Annotated in this window: 16 protein-coding genes and 1 pseudogene; 8 read left to right on the top strand and 9 right to left on the bottom strand. The window is 42.4% G+C overall.

Annotation, left to right across the window (positions count from 1 at the left end):
• Positions 1 to 2: 2 nt before the first annotated feature.
• The 4 genes from MiSe_RS02140 to MiSe_RS02155 all read left to right on the top strand — a co-directional run bounded on the left by MiSe_RS02140 (position 3) and on the right by MiSe_RS02155 (position 5,578).
• Positions 3 to 1,121 carry a glycosyltransferase family 2 protein gene (locus MiSe_RS02140; RefSeq protein ID WP_226573836.1) on the top strand — a complete coding sequence of 373 codons (1,119 nt, stop codon included), beginning with the start codon at positions 3 to 5 and terminating at the stop codon, positions 1,119 to 1,121.
• Positions 1,122 to 1,162: 41 nt separating this feature from the next.
• A complete protein-coding gene (locus MiSe_RS02145) occupies positions 1,163 to 2,407 on the top strand; it encodes a glycosyltransferase family 4 protein (RefSeq protein WP_226573839.1) in 1,245 nt (414 codons plus the stop codon).
• 194 nt (positions 2,408 to 2,601) lie between these two features.
• A complete protein-coding gene (locus MiSe_RS02150) occupies positions 2,602 to 3,531 on the top strand; it encodes an NAD-dependent epimerase/dehydratase family protein (protein ID WP_226573842.1) in 930 nt (309 codons plus the stop codon).
• 403 nt (positions 3,532 to 3,934) lie between these two features.
• The gene (locus MiSe_RS02155) at positions 3,935 to 5,578 is read left to right on the top strand and encodes a glycosyltransferase (protein ID WP_226573844.1); all 1,644 of its coding nucleotides are present in this window, start codon (positions 3,935 to 3,937) and stop codon (positions 5,576 to 5,578) included.
• A gap of 270 nt (positions 5,579 to 5,848) precedes the next feature.
• On the opposite strand, the gene MiSe_RS02160 is transcribed toward MiSe_RS02155, so the two are convergent.
• Together MiSe_RS02160 and MiSe_RS02165 are read right to left on the bottom strand one after the other, a co-directional pair.
• A complete protein-coding gene (locus MiSe_RS02160; RefSeq protein ID WP_226573848.1) occupies positions 5,849 to 7,642 on the bottom strand; it encodes a DUF8201 family protein in 1,794 nt (597 codons plus the stop codon).
• A 201-nt stretch (positions 7,643 to 7,843) separates the two neighbouring features.
• Positions 7,844 to 9,067 (bottom strand): type IV pilus twitching motility protein PilT, encoded by a 1,224-nt coding sequence (locus tag MiSe_RS02165; protein WP_373872737.1) that lies wholly within the window; start codon positions 9,065 to 9,067, stop codon positions 7,844 to 7,846.
• 221 nt (positions 9,068 to 9,288) lie between these two features.
• On the opposite strand from MiSe_RS02165, the gene MiSe_RS02170 reads away from it, so the two are divergent.
• The 4 genes and pseudogenes from MiSe_RS02170 to MiSe_RS02185 form a co-directional block, all read left to right on the top strand.
• Complete coding sequence (locus tag MiSe_RS02170) at positions 9,289 to 10,446, top strand: DUF58 domain-containing protein (RefSeq protein ID WP_226573859.1); 1,158 nt, start codon at positions 9,289 to 9,291, stop codon at positions 10,444 to 10,446.
• 266 nt (positions 10,447 to 10,712) lie between these two features.
• The gene (locus tag MiSe_RS02175; protein WP_226573862.1) at positions 10,713 to 11,081 is read left to right on the top strand and encodes a ferredoxin thioredoxin reductase catalytic beta subunit; all 369 of its coding nucleotides are present in this window, start codon (positions 10,713 to 10,715) and stop codon (positions 11,079 to 11,081) included.
• Positions 11,082 to 11,181: 100 nt separating this feature from the next.
• Entirely contained in the window at positions 11,182 to 11,604 is a 423-nt protein-coding gene (locus tag MiSe_RS02180; protein ID WP_226573865.1) for a DUF309 domain-containing protein, read from the top strand.
• A gap of 263 nt (positions 11,605 to 11,867) precedes the next feature.
• Positions 11,868 to 12,047: pseudogene (locus tag MiSe_RS02185) on the top strand (IS701 family transposase); the annotation flags it as partial.
• Positions 12,048 to 12,241: 194 nt separating this feature from the next.
• On the opposite strand, the gene MiSe_RS02190 reads toward MiSe_RS02185, so the two are convergent.
• The 7 genes from MiSe_RS02190 to MiSe_RS02220 all read right to left on the bottom strand — a co-directional run bounded on the left by MiSe_RS02190 (position 12,242) and on the right by MiSe_RS02220 (position 17,167).
• Positions 12,242 to 12,394 carry a hypothetical protein gene (locus MiSe_RS02190; protein WP_226573879.1) on the bottom strand — a complete coding sequence of 51 codons (153 nt, stop codon included), beginning with the start codon at positions 12,392 to 12,394 and terminating at the stop codon, positions 12,242 to 12,244.
• A 42-nt stretch (positions 12,395 to 12,436) separates the two neighbouring features.
• Positions 12,437 to 12,835, bottom strand: a complete 399-nt coding sequence (locus MiSe_RS02195; protein WP_226573882.1) for a hypothetical protein — start codon at positions 12,833 to 12,835, stop codon at positions 12,437 to 12,439.
• Between the two features lie 39 nt (positions 12,836 to 12,874).
• Entirely contained in the window at positions 12,875 to 13,645 is a 771-nt protein-coding gene (locus tag MiSe_RS02200) for a hypothetical protein (protein ID WP_226573884.1), read from the bottom strand.
• Positions 13,646 to 13,960: 315 nt separating this feature from the next.
• Positions 13,961 to 14,566: a translation elongation factor Ts gene (locus MiSe_RS02205; RefSeq protein WP_226573888.1), complete on the bottom strand. Its 606-nt coding sequence runs from the start codon at positions 14,564 to 14,566 to the stop codon at positions 13,961 to 13,963.
• A gap of 271 nt (positions 14,567 to 14,837) precedes the next feature.
• A complete protein-coding gene (locus tag MiSe_RS02210) occupies positions 14,838 to 15,089 on the bottom strand; it encodes a hypothetical protein (protein WP_226573891.1) in 252 nt (83 codons plus the stop codon).
• Entirely contained in the window at positions 15,086 to 15,544 is a 459-nt protein-coding gene (locus MiSe_RS02215; RefSeq protein ID WP_226573906.1) for a DIP1984 family protein, read from the bottom strand. The genes MiSe_RS02210 and MiSe_RS02215 overlap by 4 nt, the downstream gene beginning before the upstream one ends.
• A gap of 189 nt (positions 15,545 to 15,733) precedes the next feature.
• Complete coding sequence (locus MiSe_RS02220) at positions 15,734 to 17,167, bottom strand: vWA domain-containing protein (protein WP_226573919.1); 1,434 nt, start codon at positions 17,165 to 17,167, stop codon at positions 15,734 to 15,736.
• Between the last annotated feature and the right edge of the window lie 138 nt (positions 17,168 to 17,305).

Raw genomic sequence — 17,305 nt, forward strand, 5'->3', positions numbered from 1 at the left:
TTATGGCTAATTATCTCGCAAATGATAATGATCATTTAGTCTCAGTAATTATCCCTGCTTACAATGCTGAGAGATTTATTGAGAGAACTTTAAAATCAGTTCTGGCTCAAACTTATCATAATCTTGAAGTAATAGTAGTTGATGATGGCTCTCAAGATCGAACTGCACAGATAGTTCAGTCAATTGCTCAAGAAGATCGGCGAGTTAGGCTGTTGCAACAGCCTAATGCTGGAGTAGCAGCAGCGCGTAACTTAGGAATTCAAAAGTCTAGAGGAGAATTTGTTGCGCCAATTGATGCAGATGATATTTGGTATCCTCAGAATATAGAAAAACAGGTAAAATGTATAATTGAATCTGATTCTTCAGTGGGTCTTGTATATTCTTGGTCAGTTGATATTAATGAAGATGATTTTCTGACTGGCGGGTTTCATGCTTCTGAACAGAAAGGAAAAGTTTATCTACCATTATTATGCCGTAATTTTATAGGTAATGGTAGTGCTGTTTTAATCCGCCGTACTTGTTTAGAAAAAGTGGGTGGCTATAATAATGAACAGTTAAAAGATGAACATTCTCATGGTTCTGAAGACTGGGAACTTTACCTGCGTATTGCTGAATCTTATCAATTTGGAGTAGTACCAGAATTTCTTATTGGATATCGTAAAACTTCTTTGAGTACATCTTATAAGGATGCATCTATGGTCAAATTTTATGAGTTACTGATGCAGATGGTTCGGCAAAAACATCCAGAAATTCCTGAGCAAATTTATCATTGGTCTGGTAGTAACTTTTATCTTTATTTAGCTTATCAAAGTTTTCACTCCAGCAAACATTCCAATAGTTTAGCTTGGTTGTATAAATCTTTACAGCTAGATTTAAGCATGACTCTTTTACGTCACGATATCTATATTCTAACTCTGAAAAATTTATATCAAATTTTTATACAATATATAAAATCTGGTTTTTTATCTAAACATTTTTATCATGATGAAATAGAAAGCAGTTATACAAAAAAAACTATAAATCTTACTTTAAATGATATGTATAAACTGGTCAAATTCAGGGAATTAGTTCCTTACAAGCTGTATGAAAAATACCGCTTCCAAAAATTGGATAAAAACTAATAATTGTTAAAATTTCGCAGCAAATTACTTTGACTTTATCTATGACTATTCCTAAAATTCGGACTCTTTTTATTACAAAAATGACATATCCGCCATTAGGTGGTGTGCCGATGCGTAATTGGCAAAATATTAATATAATGATGAATTTTGGCCCGGTTGCGGTATTTTCAGTGTATAATGAGGACTCTAGCAATGAAGCGATTGAAGGTGTAACTATCTGGCATCATTATAATGTTGCTAAACATCCTTCACTTTGGCTAAGGTTACAACGTGGTATTTGGTGGTTACGCCTACTAGGATTAAATGATTACTGGGCATATCTCCAGCCTGCGGCAGCACAATTAAATGAGATAATGAAAAGCTTTCAGCCTGATGTAGTCATCATTGAGGAATTATGGCTATATCACTATTTATCAGTTGTGCAAAAATATCAATGTCAAATAATTTTTGATGAACATAATGTGGAAGCGTCTCTTTTTGAAACAATTAGATGTTCTGTTTCCAGTGTCAGAAGTTGGGCTAGAAAAAAACTGCATCTCCCGCAAATCAAGTTTACAGAAAATGATTTAATTAGAAAATCCGCTCAAGTATGGGTTTGCAGCAAGCAAGATAAAAATTCGTTAGAAAAATTATATGGTGCAATTCCTCATAGTTATTTAGTGCCTAATGGGATTAATTTAAAATATTATGATTGTGTAGGTTTGGGTGAATGTGAACCATCCATTGGATTAGAAAAAAGTCAATTAAATATCCTATTTACTGGTCATTTTGGCTATGTTCCAAATAGCGAAGCTGCTGAGTTATTAATTAACCAAATCTATCCAAAACTTCTCGAAGTCTATCCAGATAGTCGCATGCTATTAGTAGGACGTGGTGCAACTCAATTTATGTATGATGCAGCGCAACAAAATTCTAATATTATCGTCACAGGAGAGGTGGAAGATATTCGACCTTATCTAGCTGGTGCAAGTGTCATGGTTGTGCCTCTTTATAAAGGAGGGGGAACAAGGTTTAAAATTTTAGAAGCCTTTGCCGCAGGTTGTCCGGTAGTCAGTACCACTAAAGGCGCTGAAGGTTTAAACGCTGAAAATGGTGTGCATTTATTACTCGGAGATGATGTGGACAGTATGACTAAGGCTATTGTCAAACTGTGGTTAGATCGTGCCTTACAGGAAAAATTGGCAAATAATGCTTATGATTTAGTACAATCAAAATATTCTTGGGAAGCGGTAGCTGAAAATATTAAATTCGCTATGGCTGATTTAAGCAAACATAAACAATTTTAAATTATTTATGTTTGCTTAAATCAGCCCAACAAGTTATTATATTCCTTGTTGATGTAATTAATTATATTTTTAATATAGTGGGAATTGAAGTAATTATTATCTTGGGCAATATTCACAGAAATGAAGTAAAAAATAGTATAATTAAATTAAGAAATCACAAATAACAGTCAACTAGAGTTTATCAGTATAGAATTATGCACTTTATTGTCACTGGCGGAGCGGGTTTTATTGGATCTCACGTTACCGAACAGCTTTTATCAGAAGGCTACAGCGTCACAGTCGTTGATAATCTGACGACAGGTCGGCTACAAAATTTAACCAAACATCCTCGGAGCAAATTCCTCAAAAAAGACGTTTCTGCCTGTAAACCGGAAGATTTTCCAGAGCAAATTGATGGTATTGCCCATTTAGCTGCGACTCCCTCGGTAACAGAATCTTGGTTGCATCCCCTAGAGGCTCATCATAACAATATTTCTGCAACGATTTCTGTAATTCAGCTAATTCAGGCTTTAAAGATTCCTCGTCTCGTTTTTGCCAGTTCTGCTGCTGTTTACGGTAACCCTATTCAAGTGCCGATCTCAGAAGATCATCCTACTTCCCCGCTTTCTCCCTACGGCTTGCAAAAACTGGTGTGCGAACAGTATGCCAATTTGTTTGCAAAATCCTTTGATTTTTCCTTTGTAGGGTTACGCATGTTTAACGTGTTTGGTCCCCGCCAAGTTCCTAACTCGCCCTACTCTGGAGTGATTTCGATTTTTGTCTCAGCTATGCAGCAGAATTTACCGATTAGTATCTATGGGGATGGGACGCAAACGCGGGATTTTGTGTATGTTAAGGATGTGGCGATCGCATTTACCAAAGCCTTAACCCTCTCCCTTGCTCCTGGTTCGTGCTTAAGTTGTAATTTAGGCACCGGAAAAGCAGTAACTCTGCTTCAGCTTGTTGATATTTTAAAAGGTCACTTTCCTGACTGGAAATCACCAGTTAGATTTGCCCCTGCACGTTTAGGTGACATCCAACATTCACTCGCTGATATTTCCAAAATATCTTCTGTTCTCAACTTTGTTCCTCAGTGGTCTTTAGAGTCAGCTATGCCATTTTTAATCGCCTCATTTTCGGAATAATTATTGGCTTGACTGTAATTAAAACGAGCAATTTACTAATTAACTCAAGTTGCTAGTTACATCCCTTGGCAAATCAACCCGGTTTCAAGGAATTATCGGGGGTTTGACGCTAAAGAAACCCGGTTTCAAGGAATTATCGGGGGTTTGACGCTAAAGAAACCCGGTTTCAAGGAATTATCGTGGGTTTGACAGCGAGAAATTAACTCTGAAACCGGGTTTCTGACGCCAAATCACCTTTGTTTCTGACTGGGGTAATGGGTAATTGTCAAGAGTAGACTGCCAATCAATCCAATTACCAATTACCAATTACCAATTACCAATGTCACAACTTATAACTAGCAACTTGAGTTAATTAATGTGTAGGTTAGGTTAAGCTACAGTAGAAATAAAAGGTAACAGGATCGTGAGTAACAAGCCATTAGTCTCTGTCATCACTATATTCTGGAATGAAGAGAAGTTTATCGAGGAAGCAATTGAGAGCGTATTTGCCCAAACCTATGACAACTGGGAACTCTTGCTTGTAGACGATGCCTCTACCGATGGGAGTGCTGCAATCGCTCGTCGCTATGCAGACCAACACTCGGAGAAGGTATACTATCTCGAGCATGAGGGTCGCCAAAATCGAGGCATGAGTGCTTCGCGCAACTTAGGTGTTCGTCATGCTAAGGGTAAGTATATCGCTTTCTTAGACGGTGATGATGTTTGGTTGCCCAATAAACTTGAACAGCAGGTAGCAATCCTGGAATCCAACCCTGAGGCTGCGATGCTCTATGGGCGTACTCAATTTTGGTACAGTTGGACGGGGGATGCTGAAAGCCTCAAAAAAGGCGACCATTTAACCCGATTGGGGATCAAATCCAATACACTGGTGAAGCCGCCAAATCTGCTCAAACTCTTTTTACAAGATGAAAGCACCAAAGCATCTAGCTCTAGTGTCCTGATAAAGCGCGAAGTATTTGAAAAGATCGGTGAATTTGAAGAGACTTTCCGCGACCTGTACTCAGACATGGTTTTTTATACCAAAGTCTATCTTCAAGAACCTGTATTTGTGGCAGGTAGTTGTTGGGACAGGTCTCGACATCACTCAAAGAATAGCTCGATTATCTCAGTAAAAACAGGGAAAATCTATTCAGATCGTCATAATTTCCTCAAATGGCTAGAACAGTATTTGTTAGAACGCGATGCCAAAGATACTGCGGTCTGGCAGGCTCTCCAAAGTCAGCTGTGGGCTTGCCAACATCCGATACTATTTCGTTTGTTACAACTTGTCCGAGATCCCATCAAGTTTATCAAATGGTTAGAGAGACAAATAGAAACGCCGAGACAGCTAGTCCCCCTCCTGCTTTGGCTAAAAACTCAAAAACAGACTTATAAACATTGGCCAGCAGTGGGTTGGGTGAATTTGGGCAGCTTGCAACGCTTGACCCCCATCAGCTCAGTTTTTGGCATCGACCGAGGACAGCCGATTGACCGATACTATATTGAGAACTTTCTTGCTAGTCATGCGGATGACATTCGAGGTCGCGTGCTGGAGATTGGAGATCCCTACTACACAATGAAATTTGGGGGTCAGCGTGTCATCCGCAGCGACGTTCTGCACGCCGTAGAAGGTAACCCCTATGCAACTATTGTCGGCGATTTAGCTGAGGCAGACTCTATTTTATCCGATACCTTTGACTGCCTGATCCTGACACAAACGCTTCAATTTATTTACGATTTGCGAACTACTTTGAAGACGATCTATCGCATCCTGAAACCAGGGGGAGTTGCGCTAGTAACTCTTCCAAGCATTACCCAACTCTGCGATTCTCAATGGAATAATTGCTGGCACTGGGGTTTCACAAGTGTATCTGCACAGCGGCTGTTTGAAGAAGTTTTTCCCAAGGATAACGTTCAGGTGGAAACTTATGGAAATGTGCTGGCAGCTACTGCCTTTTTGCAAGGACTGGCAGCTCAGGAACTGAAAAAACAAGCGTTGGATTACCGCGACCCTAGTTACCAAGTTTCAATCGTAGTTAGAGCTGTCAAATCAGAAATAACACGATGAAGATACTTGGAAGTAGCCTGCATAGAGCCGTTGGGCGGATACAAAAATGATTTGTGTCATCTAACCCACATTCCGCACCCTCAACTGTCACAATCGGTTTTTTCGGAATTATAGGCAAGAACCGCGTAACTTTTGAGACTGTTTAACCTAGAAAATATTCTTCCTGTTGCCTGTTGCCAGATGAGCTTTTGCCTAAAAATCTGTAGTATGACACTTGAGGGTGCGGAATTTAAGTTTTAATTGCTTCTTTTTCACGTAATTCCTGTCGGTTCAATTCTCGTTTTTCCGCACAAACCCGGCTTTAATTCCCCGCTCTGGATCGCGCAGTTTTACATAATCTTCAATCTTAAACCCACAAGGTAATTCTGATCTCCAACATAGACTCCCAGGCTTGGGAGAAAAATAGGTTATACCGTTTACTTGTTTTCGTAATAATTCTCCTTTGGGTAGCTGAGGTGGTAAAAGAAGTTGCGATTGAGTTGCTTTATTAAACAATAAAATGCTAGTCAGGGTCGCTAAAGAAAGAGTAACTCCCAGAAAAACTTTCCTAAAATCTCTGCTTTGATAATAAGAAGTAAATCTCTCGGCAATTTGATGCCAAATCTGACCCAACTTTTTTCGGCAATAGATAGCCATTGATAAAGCAGGCAGAATAATTAAATACCCCAGTGCAAATCTGAAAAAAGGCGCTGTGAACATTAAAAATGTAATTCCTGAAGCGGCTAATGCTATTAACCAAAGTTGTCCCCGACTTTGATGATTTGCGCTTCGCACGATGTGGATAGAACATAGAATTGAGATGATAATTAGCAAAGCCATGACTTGGTGTAATTTGGCATCATTAAACCACTGCCACAACAACCAGAAAATAGAATTTTTTTCTGGTTGTTGTGATGCATACCAGGTTGTCCACTCATGAGTACCTTTGGCAGCACCCTTGGCTGCTTTTGCTGTTAAAGACCAAGGTAAATCGACGCACAAAAAAGTTGAGGGAAAAACCGGGCATCCAGAGGTAATAATTCCGAAACTAAACATGGGTAAAAGCAGCAAAACAGTTAGAGCAACACCCATCAAAATTCGTCGGAAATTCAATCCTTTGCCGACAACATAAAAAATCCCTGATATAAATAATAAAGGTAGGGCAGTTGGCTTCATTGTCACTGCCCCAACCGAAAGAATTATTGGTATCGTTTTAGCATCTAAAATATTTTTCACTTCCTGTAATGGCAACGTTCTGGGATGGGAAATTATCAAAATTGCCCAAGCTATAACTAGAGTGAAAAAAAGGATAGGTAAATCGGGGGACGGCGATACCAAAATCACCGCCATCAGATTATTTTTAGCGACGAATGGTAAAATAATAACCGCATATATTAATCCGAACCAATCGCTTATTTGTGCTTGATTTGTGAAAGTTTGCGCTAGACAAATTAGGAAATGCAATAAAGCGATTAAAAAGACAAAACCATTGGCGAGCGCACTGACGCGAGAATCGAAAATATCAGCATTCCAAGGGGCTGAAAATGCAAACCAGGATGAGGTAAAACCCAGGTTGCTATGAACCAGCGCTAACCCTGGAACAGCGCCAAATTGAGCTAACCATTTAATCGCACCATAATGGTAAAGACCCGTGTCAATCCACGTTACCTGTCGAGTGGTTAAAGCAGCGACACCGAGGGCTGAAATCAAATATCCGAAAATTAACCGGGGAGATAGGTTGGATATAAGCGCAAAAAGTTCATTCCAGGTTTTTTGTAATAAAAAAGACCCTAAAATAAGAGACAAAATAATAATTCCCCCCACCGAGGGAGATAAGGGAAGGACTAGGGATGTTGCCAGCAGGGAAATTGCCAGGATAACTACTCCCAGCCAAACTGAAATTGTAAAGCGATCGCCTACTCGCTCAAAACAATCTGCTCGCAACAAATTTAGCAAAGCCGTTCCAATCGAACAGCAAGCAATAATCAGTAAGGTCCAAGCAAAAATAAAGTAGAGCATTGGGGATTGGGGATGGATGAATATAGGATTATATTGCCCAATCTGGGGCGCGAAAATTAACATCATATCAAATCCGGTTGCATCGGAATGATCGGCCTTTCTTGGTAATTGCTAATTGCTAATTGCTAATTGGGAAAAAGCCCCTACAGGTCGTAATTCCTTAGCAACCGCAAACGATATCATTTGGGATCATCTCAAAATTTACGCCCCACCCGATGCCCAAGGATCGGATGGGGTCTAAATTTGGTCAAGAACACAGGACACTGACTATCTAGGTCTGTAACCAGTATCCTGAATATAATCGCGACTGGCGCGCGCCGGATCGACCCCTTCGTTGCGAACCCGACGCCGCAAGTCACCGATATCTGGAGATGCTTTCACCGCTTCATCGCCGCTAATCTTGCCCATTAGCACCAAATCGCACAGTGCTTGGTTGAGAACTTGCATTCCCTCATCGGAACCATTTTCGATTAAGTGGAAAGCTTCTTCATCGTTACCCTTAGCGAGGAAATCTTGCATCGCCGGGGTATTGATTAAGATTTCGTGCGCCGCACAGCGCCGACCATCGGTTGTCTGAAGCAAGATTTGGGCAACGACTGCTATCAACGCCTCGGCAATCATGATCCGCTTCGATTGCTGTTCATCTGGATTATAGACGTTGAGCAAACGATTAACGGTATTGATGGCGCTGTTGGTGTGCAGGGTTCCGAATACCAAGTGACCTGTTTGGGCAGCTTTGAGCGCGGTGTCAATCGTAATCCGATCGCGCATTTCCCCAATCAATATCACATCCGGGTCTTCCCGCAACACCGCCCGCAGCGCATCGTGGAAATCGTGGGTGTGCAAACCTACTTCCCGCTGCGATATCAGGCACTTTTGCGACGTGTGTACAAACTCGATCGGGTCTTCAATTGTAACGATGTGTTTACTCATCGTCTCGTTCATGTAGCGAATCATCGCCGCAATCGAAGTTGATTTCCCCGAACCCGTCGGTCCCGTTACCAGAATCAGTCCCTGGGGGCGCTGTACGATATCCTTCATCACCAAGGGCAATCCCAAGCTATCAATCGAAGGTACATCCAACGGGATTAACCGCAGCACCAGCGCGCCACCCAACAGCGCTTCAAAACAGTTCACCCGACAGCGCACCAAACCGGGGTAGTAAATCGCCGTATCCAGTTCGTGGGTGTCGGCAAAGGTTTGCCGTTGCTTAGGCGTCAAAATTTCAGCTAGATACTGTTCAAACAACTCTGGCGTCACTTTATCGTGATTTCCCAGCGGCATCATCTGACCCCGTATCCGATATCGAGGCACTTCTCCCACCCGGATGTGAATGTCAGAAGCTTGCTGACTAGCTGCGTGCCTCACCATCCGTTCAATAGATGGTACCATCTGGCGCTGGCGGGGTGGTTGTGGCTGTGCTTGAGCAGGAGGCACTGGTGGTGGCTCAGATTCGTTAAACCGGGTGCGAGGTGTTGTTGAACCGTTCATCGTCTTTTTGTTTTGGCTAGCATGTAAACTGAAACTGGTAGACCTGCCTGGAGGAGCTATAAAAACGGTAATGCTGACTAAAAAGTTCAAGCACCAATGCACAGGCCAGTCGTAGCTCTATTCAAATTCTATTCAGTGTAAACACGGTTGTGGTATTTTCTTTTGCATTTTATTCAAAATTTTTGTTACAAAAATTACAGATTTATATCTGATTATCTGCTATGAAAATCGTTGCTCGGATGGCAGACTGGTTAGAAACCCGCTGGGTGAACCCCGCTTACAACGGTTGGGTGTTTTTAGGGTTCGCGCTGAGCTTCTTTGGTTCTGCGATCAATACAATGGCTGGATGGCTTTATGTGATCAGCGGGATTAGTTTTGCGCTGTTGATAATGGCGGCGGTGTTACCCGCGCGATCGCTCAAAGGCATCTCTATCCAACGATATCCCATCCCACCCATCAGCGCTGGCGACCACCTCAACATTGAATTAGAAATCAAAAATCAGAGTAACCAACCGAAAACCCTGCTGCAAGTCCAAGATACAATCCCTTTTATCCTGGGTCAGCCGGTACAACAAGTCATCGAAACCATAGCACCCCAAGAAAGTTACCGCTGGGTTTACCATTACCCTACCACCCGCCGGGGCGTATATCACTGGCATACAGTACAGTTAAGAACTGCAACGCCTTTAGGTTTATTTTGGTGTCGGCGACAGCGCCAAGTTGCAGCGACGGCAATCGTTTATCCTACCGTATTGTCCTTGACGAGCTGTCCGCTGATGGATGAAATGGGACAACAAGAAACGCCACAATATTACAGCCGCGATCGCCGCTCTAAATCTACCACCGAAGACTTGACGCGATCGCTCAGACCCTACCGTTGGGGCGACCCCATCCGCCTCGTCCACTGGAAAACCAGCGCCCGTTACGGCGAATTGCGGGTGCGCGAATTAGAAGTCTTTACTGGCGGACAAGAACCCCTGATTTGTCTCGATAGTGCATTCGCTTGGCAGAAAGAAGACTTTGAAAGCGCCGTCATCGCCGCCGCTTCGCTTTACTTCTACGCCAGTCGCTGTCAGTTAAACGCTAAACTCTGGACAGCAGGAACTGGTTTAGTACATGGCAACCGCGTTGTTTTAGAAGCGTTGGCATCTGTGGAAGCACCAGAAGAAGCAACGGCAAATAATTTACCCAATCAACCCTTAATTTGGCTGACGCAAAACCCGCAAACCCTTAAAACTCTTCCCGCCGGGAGTCGATACATCCAGTGGCCTTCACGAGTATTAACTCAGGAGAAAAGTAGCTTCCATCAAGACCGATCCGGCTACATAATCAATCCAGAACAATCGCTGCAACTGCAATTGCAATCCCCTCTAAGGTAGATTGTTCGTAGCAATCGCTTGATCGCTAATTCGTTGCTAATTGCTAATTGCTAATTGCTCATGGAAATATTCTCCAGCTTTACCATTAGCCATTAGCAATGAACAAATGCATAAAGCATTTACATTTGTCAAGTCCCAAAAAATAGGTATATTTTATCATTTGGCTAATTTTATTGAATTGTTACTGGCTGGACAAAGCTTAGAGAGATCTCTATGGACTAGAAGCACTACGATAGAATTCAAGATATCGAGAGAGCGCGATCGCCATGAACACTGCCGAAACCGAAAGCAACGTATCAACGGACAAAAATCTAGAAGCAATGCGGAAATTCTCCGAACAGTACGCCAAAAGTACCGGAACTTATTTCTGCGTTGACCCCGCCGTCACAGCGGTGGTAATTGAAGGACTGGCGAAGCACAAAGACGAACTTGGGTCACCCCTTTGTCCCTGTCGTCACTACGAAGACAAAGAAGCCGAAGTCAAAGCCGCCTTCTGGAACTGTCCTTGCGTTCCCATGCGCGAACGCAAAGAATGTCACTGCATGTTATTCCTCACTCCAGACAACGACTTCGCTGGTCAAACCCAGGAAATTTCCATCGCAACAATCAAAGAAGTAAGAGGCAGCATGGGATAAACTTGAAATAATTTTAGATTTTAGATTTTAGATTTTGGATTGAATAAATTGAGCCAATTTTAAATCTGAAATCTTCAATCTTAAATCTGAAATTTTCATTATGAGCGAAACCGTGCCGCAACAATTCTCCGAAGGCGTAGAACAATTTAACCAAGGAGAATTCTACGCCTGTCACGATACACTTGAGGCTCTGTGGATGGAATCTACAGAGCCAGATAAAACCTTTTATCAGGGCATCTTGCAAATAGCAGTTGCCCTCTATCATTTAGGTAACAAAAACTGGCGGGGAGCCGCAATTTTATTAGGAGAAGGTATTAATAGATTGCGGTATTACCAGCCAATTTATGCTGATATAAATGTAGAAGAATTAATTGTACAAAGTAGCGATTTATTAATAGCTTTACAACAAAGCGGCTCCGAAAATATCGGTGAATTTGTCGAATATTTCCAAAAAAATGGCACTTATAGGGGCAGCGATGGAGATTTGCCAGTGCCAAAAATACTGAAAGTAATGCCGGGTTAAATTAGTTCTCTTTGTTAGGTGTCAAGTTTTCTATGGCGATTGTTGTTGGTGTGCTTGATGCAATTCCAGGAATTGGAGCCACGTTGGGCGTAATTATCGCTCTTCTGTCACTCTGATGAGAGTATAATTAGGGAAAACAGCTTATGGATAAGCCACGTCCAGCTCGACAAACCCTCAATTTTGTAGATGTATATGGCGCTGACATCTGAAATCTGTTTTCAGATGTCAGAAGTTTTGAGGCTTTTAAACATCTGCATATAGGGATGATATCTGAGCAAATGGGATTTGAAATAGAATTGATACTAGCAGATAGTTTGTCCGGAGAAAGTGAAACGACTTTTTTAGGATGCTTAGAAGAATTAAAACTGAATTTTATTGTAGCTATTAGAAGTAACCATGGTGTCTGGTTGCCTCATGAACAGAAGGTTGGACAGAACCGTTGGCGCACGGCTGTTGCGGCTAATTTGTAAGCGGTTTGCATGTCGATCATGGCGTTCACCTCCTTAATTTTTAGACCTCTGGCAAAAGTTCTGTTCAGATCGTTTGAAGGGCGGGCGGGACGCCCACCCCACAAGAAATTTTCTATTTTTGTGGGGTGGGCATCCTGCCTGCCCCAGTTATTTTTGCCAGAGTTATTTTATGTTTTATCCGGCTTTTGCTGGTTTTTGGTTTGGATTTTTTTTGCTATTTCTTGGGGCGATACGTAGGTTTTTTCAGCGGGATATTCTTGGGCGAGTTGCTGTTGGACTGCTTGCGCGATCGCTTGATAAACTTCTTTCAGTTCGCTCATAACATTACCTCCAAATTGATTGGCGTTTCCGTGGGAAAAGCTTTATGCTAGTTTGATGGTTGTCGGTAAATTTGTTTCTGGATCTATCTCCCCCTGAAAATTCTCGCCGTAATAAGCGGCTGCAATTGTAATTTTACCAATGATGTGACGGTTAAACTCTGCCAATTCTTCAGCAGGAACCCACAATTCCTGATGAATTCGGCTACCAACAGTTTGAACTTCAAACCTGTTTGCGTAATTGTCTTCGACTTCAAACTTAGTCACGAAGCCAGCAAAACTATTAGTTTTTGTATTCCAGTTTCGTGCAATCTGTTCGGCATATTCAAAATTGAGTACTGGATAAAAAATCGGCTGTTCGGGAAGACGAGGGGGAAATGCTTTAAAGTCGGATTGAGCGATTAGTTCGAGTTCTTTTAATCCGACAGGACGGTAGAGTATCATTTGGTATTAATCGCTAAAACACAGCTACAAGCTTTGAATCTATCTTTTGTGCTTTGAAAGAATGCTTATAAATTCATTTACTACAGCTTGTGGTTGGTTGTAGCAATTGTCAGCAGGGTAGTGTTCAATACATAGAATTCCTGATTTTTTAAACCAAGCATCCTTTTGCTTATCTTGCTCATACCTATTTTGGTGAAAAGAAATCTCCAAGATTCCAAATGTTCCATCTAAACACACTAAAAAGTCTACTTCTCTATGGTCTTCATAAATATTTCCCGTTTCATGCCTGACAGCTAGAGGTAGCGGAAAGAACAATACTCCACAAGCTTCTAACTCTTGTGCAATCCTAATTTCTGATTGGGAGGCAAACTTCATTTCGTTATAAACAATAGGTTCTTTGCCTTTTCGGGCAAAAACCTTCTCAGTTACAAGCGCTTGGTTCAAATCTTTTGACTTTGCAATTAGAAATTTAATAGTTTTCTGCCAGTTCTCTTCTACCTCCAGCAAATTAACTCTGTAGTTAACGGGAAAATCAGTCATATCGTCCCAAACATAACCTTGAGCAATGGAAAAAAAATACTGTTTGATAACTTTTTGCATGTCCTCATCCCTTGTAACTATTAAGTGGAAACTAAGTGGTAAATAGATTGAAAGACCTGAAATATACGGACGATTTAAGTATTCATCCCATGATTCCTCGAAAGATAATTCAGCATCAACAATAATTGCTGCACAGTCGTTCCAGCCGCCCTCAATTAAGGCTTGAACCCAAGTTCGGTGTAATTTTTCTAAAAATTCTGAATCTGACATCAAAAATTGCTTCCAGAAGGTTGTAGGGTGGGCAGTGCCCATCGGCTTTACTGATGAGCATTACCACATTCTAACCCTACTTATCATCCCGCACGGGTAGCGGTGTATCCAGAATTTCCATCAGCAATTCTAGTCACGATGGACGAGATAGCATTGGGACGAGGTTCGGTAGCGAGTAGTAGATTGGTGCTAGTTTATTAAGTAGGGTGCGTTAACGAAGTGTAACGCACCATTTAGGTTGGTGCGTTACGGCGCGGATTTTCATTTTTTGCCCAAGTATCAACATTAAATGCCGCGCCTAACGCACCCTACTTTTTACTCAATATCTTCGCCTAGTACAAAGCGGACAAAGCGACGAACTTGGATGTTTTCGCCGAATTGAACTTGAGCTTGCTTCACCAGATCTTCTACTGTCATACTTTGATCGCGAATGTATGGCTGATCCATCAAAGACATTTCTTTGAGACGTTTTTCAATTCGCCCTTGAACAATTTTTTCTTTGATGTTTTCTGGTTTGTTCTTTAAGTCATCCCGTCCCATTTCGATTTGTTTTTCTTTTTCGACAACTTCTGGTGGGATGTTTGCTACTTTAACGTACTCGACGTTTGTACAAGCTGCAACTTGCATGGCGATGTTTCGCACTAAAGTTTGAAACTCGTCGCTGCGCGCTACAAAGTCAGTTTCGCAGTTGACTTCTATCAGCACGCCGACTGTATTACCAGTATGAATGTAGTAGCCAATCATTCCTTCTGTTGCAGAGGAAAGTTTTGTAGGAGTGAAGCCCATGTTGTTTTGCCGCATCCATTCAATCGCTTTGGTAATATTACCATTGGTTTGTTTAAGCGCTTTTTTGCAATTCATCATGCCTGCACCAGTTTTTTGACGCAGTTCTTTGACGAGTTTTACTGATATTTCCGTCATTTTGTTTTTCTTTACTTGATTGACAATTTTTATCGCTAAGTGATAGGTAACGAGTATTGCACGGGAGCCGGGGCGGGTTTATAGCGGTTTGCAGCCGTATAAGGTACGGCTTTGTTTGTGTAGCGGCAGCGTTAACGCTGCCGCTACACAAACAAAGCCATTTGGCTTTCCCTCACCCCATTGCAATCCGCTATATCTAATATGTCTGTTTGAGCCACATATTGTTTGTAAAACCCGCCCCTACACCAACCCTTAATATACGATGTCGAATCTAGCGCGCATCATATAACCGATGACTAATTTGATTGAGCAATAACCCCTTTCCCACCCTCACCAATATCAATAAACCAGTACGCGGTAGTAACTTTAACAATGCCCTGTACGCTTGTAACAATACTGGGCTTAACTTGTGACGACGGGGATCGAACCCGCTAGGCATTACCCCTAATGCCCACCAATTACCAACTGATACCAGTTGGCGGGTTGTACTCGCTTCTATTGCATTGGCTACCAACTTGCTCAATCGATTAGTTCAGTATTCCAATTAGCTGTTTGAATTCTAGTATCTAACTCGCGGCACTGTCTAGAGAGTTGATCCATTTGCCTTTGCAGTTCGGCAATATTGACCGTACTTAAGGTTTTGATTTCAGCGGCACTATAGCGAGCTTGTTTAGCTGCGGCTGCATTAATTAGAGAATCATATACACTCCGTTTTAGCAAGAGCGTATCTCGCTGTGCCAAACTATCTGATAACGTCATGCCATCGGCTAGAGTTGTCTGTGAATTGGTTTTGTTGATTCGCTTAATCAAGTCGTTGAGTTCATTGACTGCTGCCTCTAATTCGGCAATCAAAGCTTGGGGATTTTCTGGGGGTTGTTCTCCGTCTTGAACTTGAGCGCTTCTAACCAGTCTTTGCCTTAATTGCTCAATTCTTTTTTGACAATCTGCTCTCAATATTAAAGCTTCTGCTAGTTTCATAGTCTTGGATTTGATAAAAGCAACTAGGGGGGGGCGGGTTTATCTAAATTGTCTGTAACAAGCACGCATTATCTGTAAAACCCGCCCCTACACCCATCAAAATATACAATAACTCTTCAAGCGGACATGATATTAGCTAGGATTGAGAATCCCGGTAACTTTCGCGAAACCGGGATTCTAGAGTTCAATCTACTTATCTTCCCGCACGGGTAGCGGCGTATCCAGAATTTCCATCAGCAATTCTAGGCGCGATGGACGAGATAGCATTGGAACGAGGTTCGGTAGCGAGTAGTAATCACCTGCGAAGGTGAAGGTATCTACTTGCACTTGCTTTTGCTTTAACTGGTTTTCGACGTAATTGCTGGTGCTACCTACCTTAACAATTACCACGTTGGGCATTACTGCCAAATCGCGACAGTAATTGTCGTAAACGTTAGCAAAATAAGGTGCAGAGTTTTCGCCTTCATCTGTTACTAAAATGATTTGTTCTACCCACTGCTTTTTGAGACGCATTGCTTCCAAAGCACAACCGATGCTAGTACCGCCTCCTGCTTTGATATGCTCGAAAGCACGCTCCCAATCGCTTAATTCAGTACCGTTTGCTGTTACTGGATAAGGTACGGTGTCGAAGGCGTAGACGAACAATCCTGCTTCGGTAATGCCGGAAATTAAAGCAGAGAGTCGCTTACCAATTTCAATGGCATTTTCCATCGAACCCGATTTGTCTATTAGCAAACCCGTTGCTTTGGCAATTTTACCGCGCTTTTTAATTTGCTCGTCGGTGACTTTTTCTAGTTTGGCGGCGGTTTGTGCATCCAATTCGGTGACGTTGGCGGCGACTTTTGCTTTGTAGGCGGAGATGCGATCGCTCTTCTGTGCCTCTTCCAGTTTGCCATCAATCAGCGCCTTCACCTCTGGATGTTCCATTGCACCCCGATCTTTGAGCGACTTGAGGTTATTGATCGCCTCTTGCGGCGACATCGAGTTAATCAGCGCTACCAATACCGTCGGCGTCACTTGCTTTACCGCACCGATGGCGATGGTGTAAGGAATATTATGCTCGACGATTAGATTTGCTTGTTCTGCGGGTGTCGCCGCCTTCGCTAGCTGCTTGAGAACAAACGCGAGACTATCTTCTGGCGGTGCATCTTTGAACAGAACCGCATCTGCACGCACATTGGGCTTAATGTGCAATGTCGCGTATAGGTGCTTCATCGCCTTGCGTCCCCGCAGTGCGGCGCGGTCAAAAAATGCCGGGTTCTTTTCCCGTTCTTTGAGATAGCGCGTTACCGCTGTGCGTGCAGAACGAGGCATTTTGTTGCGATGCTGCTTCATGAAGTCTACAATCCGCGATACTTCATAAGGCGGGAACTGTTGCAACATGACAAAACCTGCATCGCGATGTTCGGTTAAATTGCTGGTGAGCAAGTTACCGACGAACACTTCTTTGTGGTCGCGCACGTCGCCGTTGTGCTGATACCAAACTGCTAAATGTCCGTAAAAAATTGGGTCTAGTTCTACTATTAATTTGTGAATTTCTGCGACTTGCTCTAACTTGCGGTGGGGTGTGGTGAGCAAGCTATTTAGCATTTCTAAACGCAGGTCGCGTTCTGCTGTATTCATGGCTACCTCCTGAAATGATTGCAGATTTCAGATTTTAGATTTCAGATTTAGAATTTGAAATCTAAAATTGACTGGAGATAGTTGTCGCACGCTTGCGAGTGAAAGGTCACCGCGCAAGTTAAAAGAGCTTTTTTTGCT

The sequence above is a fragment of the Microseira wollei NIES-4236 genome (assembly GCF_020521235.1).
GTDB classification, from domain to species: Bacteria; Cyanobacteriota; Cyanobacteriia; order Cyanobacteriales; family Aerosakkonemataceae; genus Microseira; species Microseira wollei.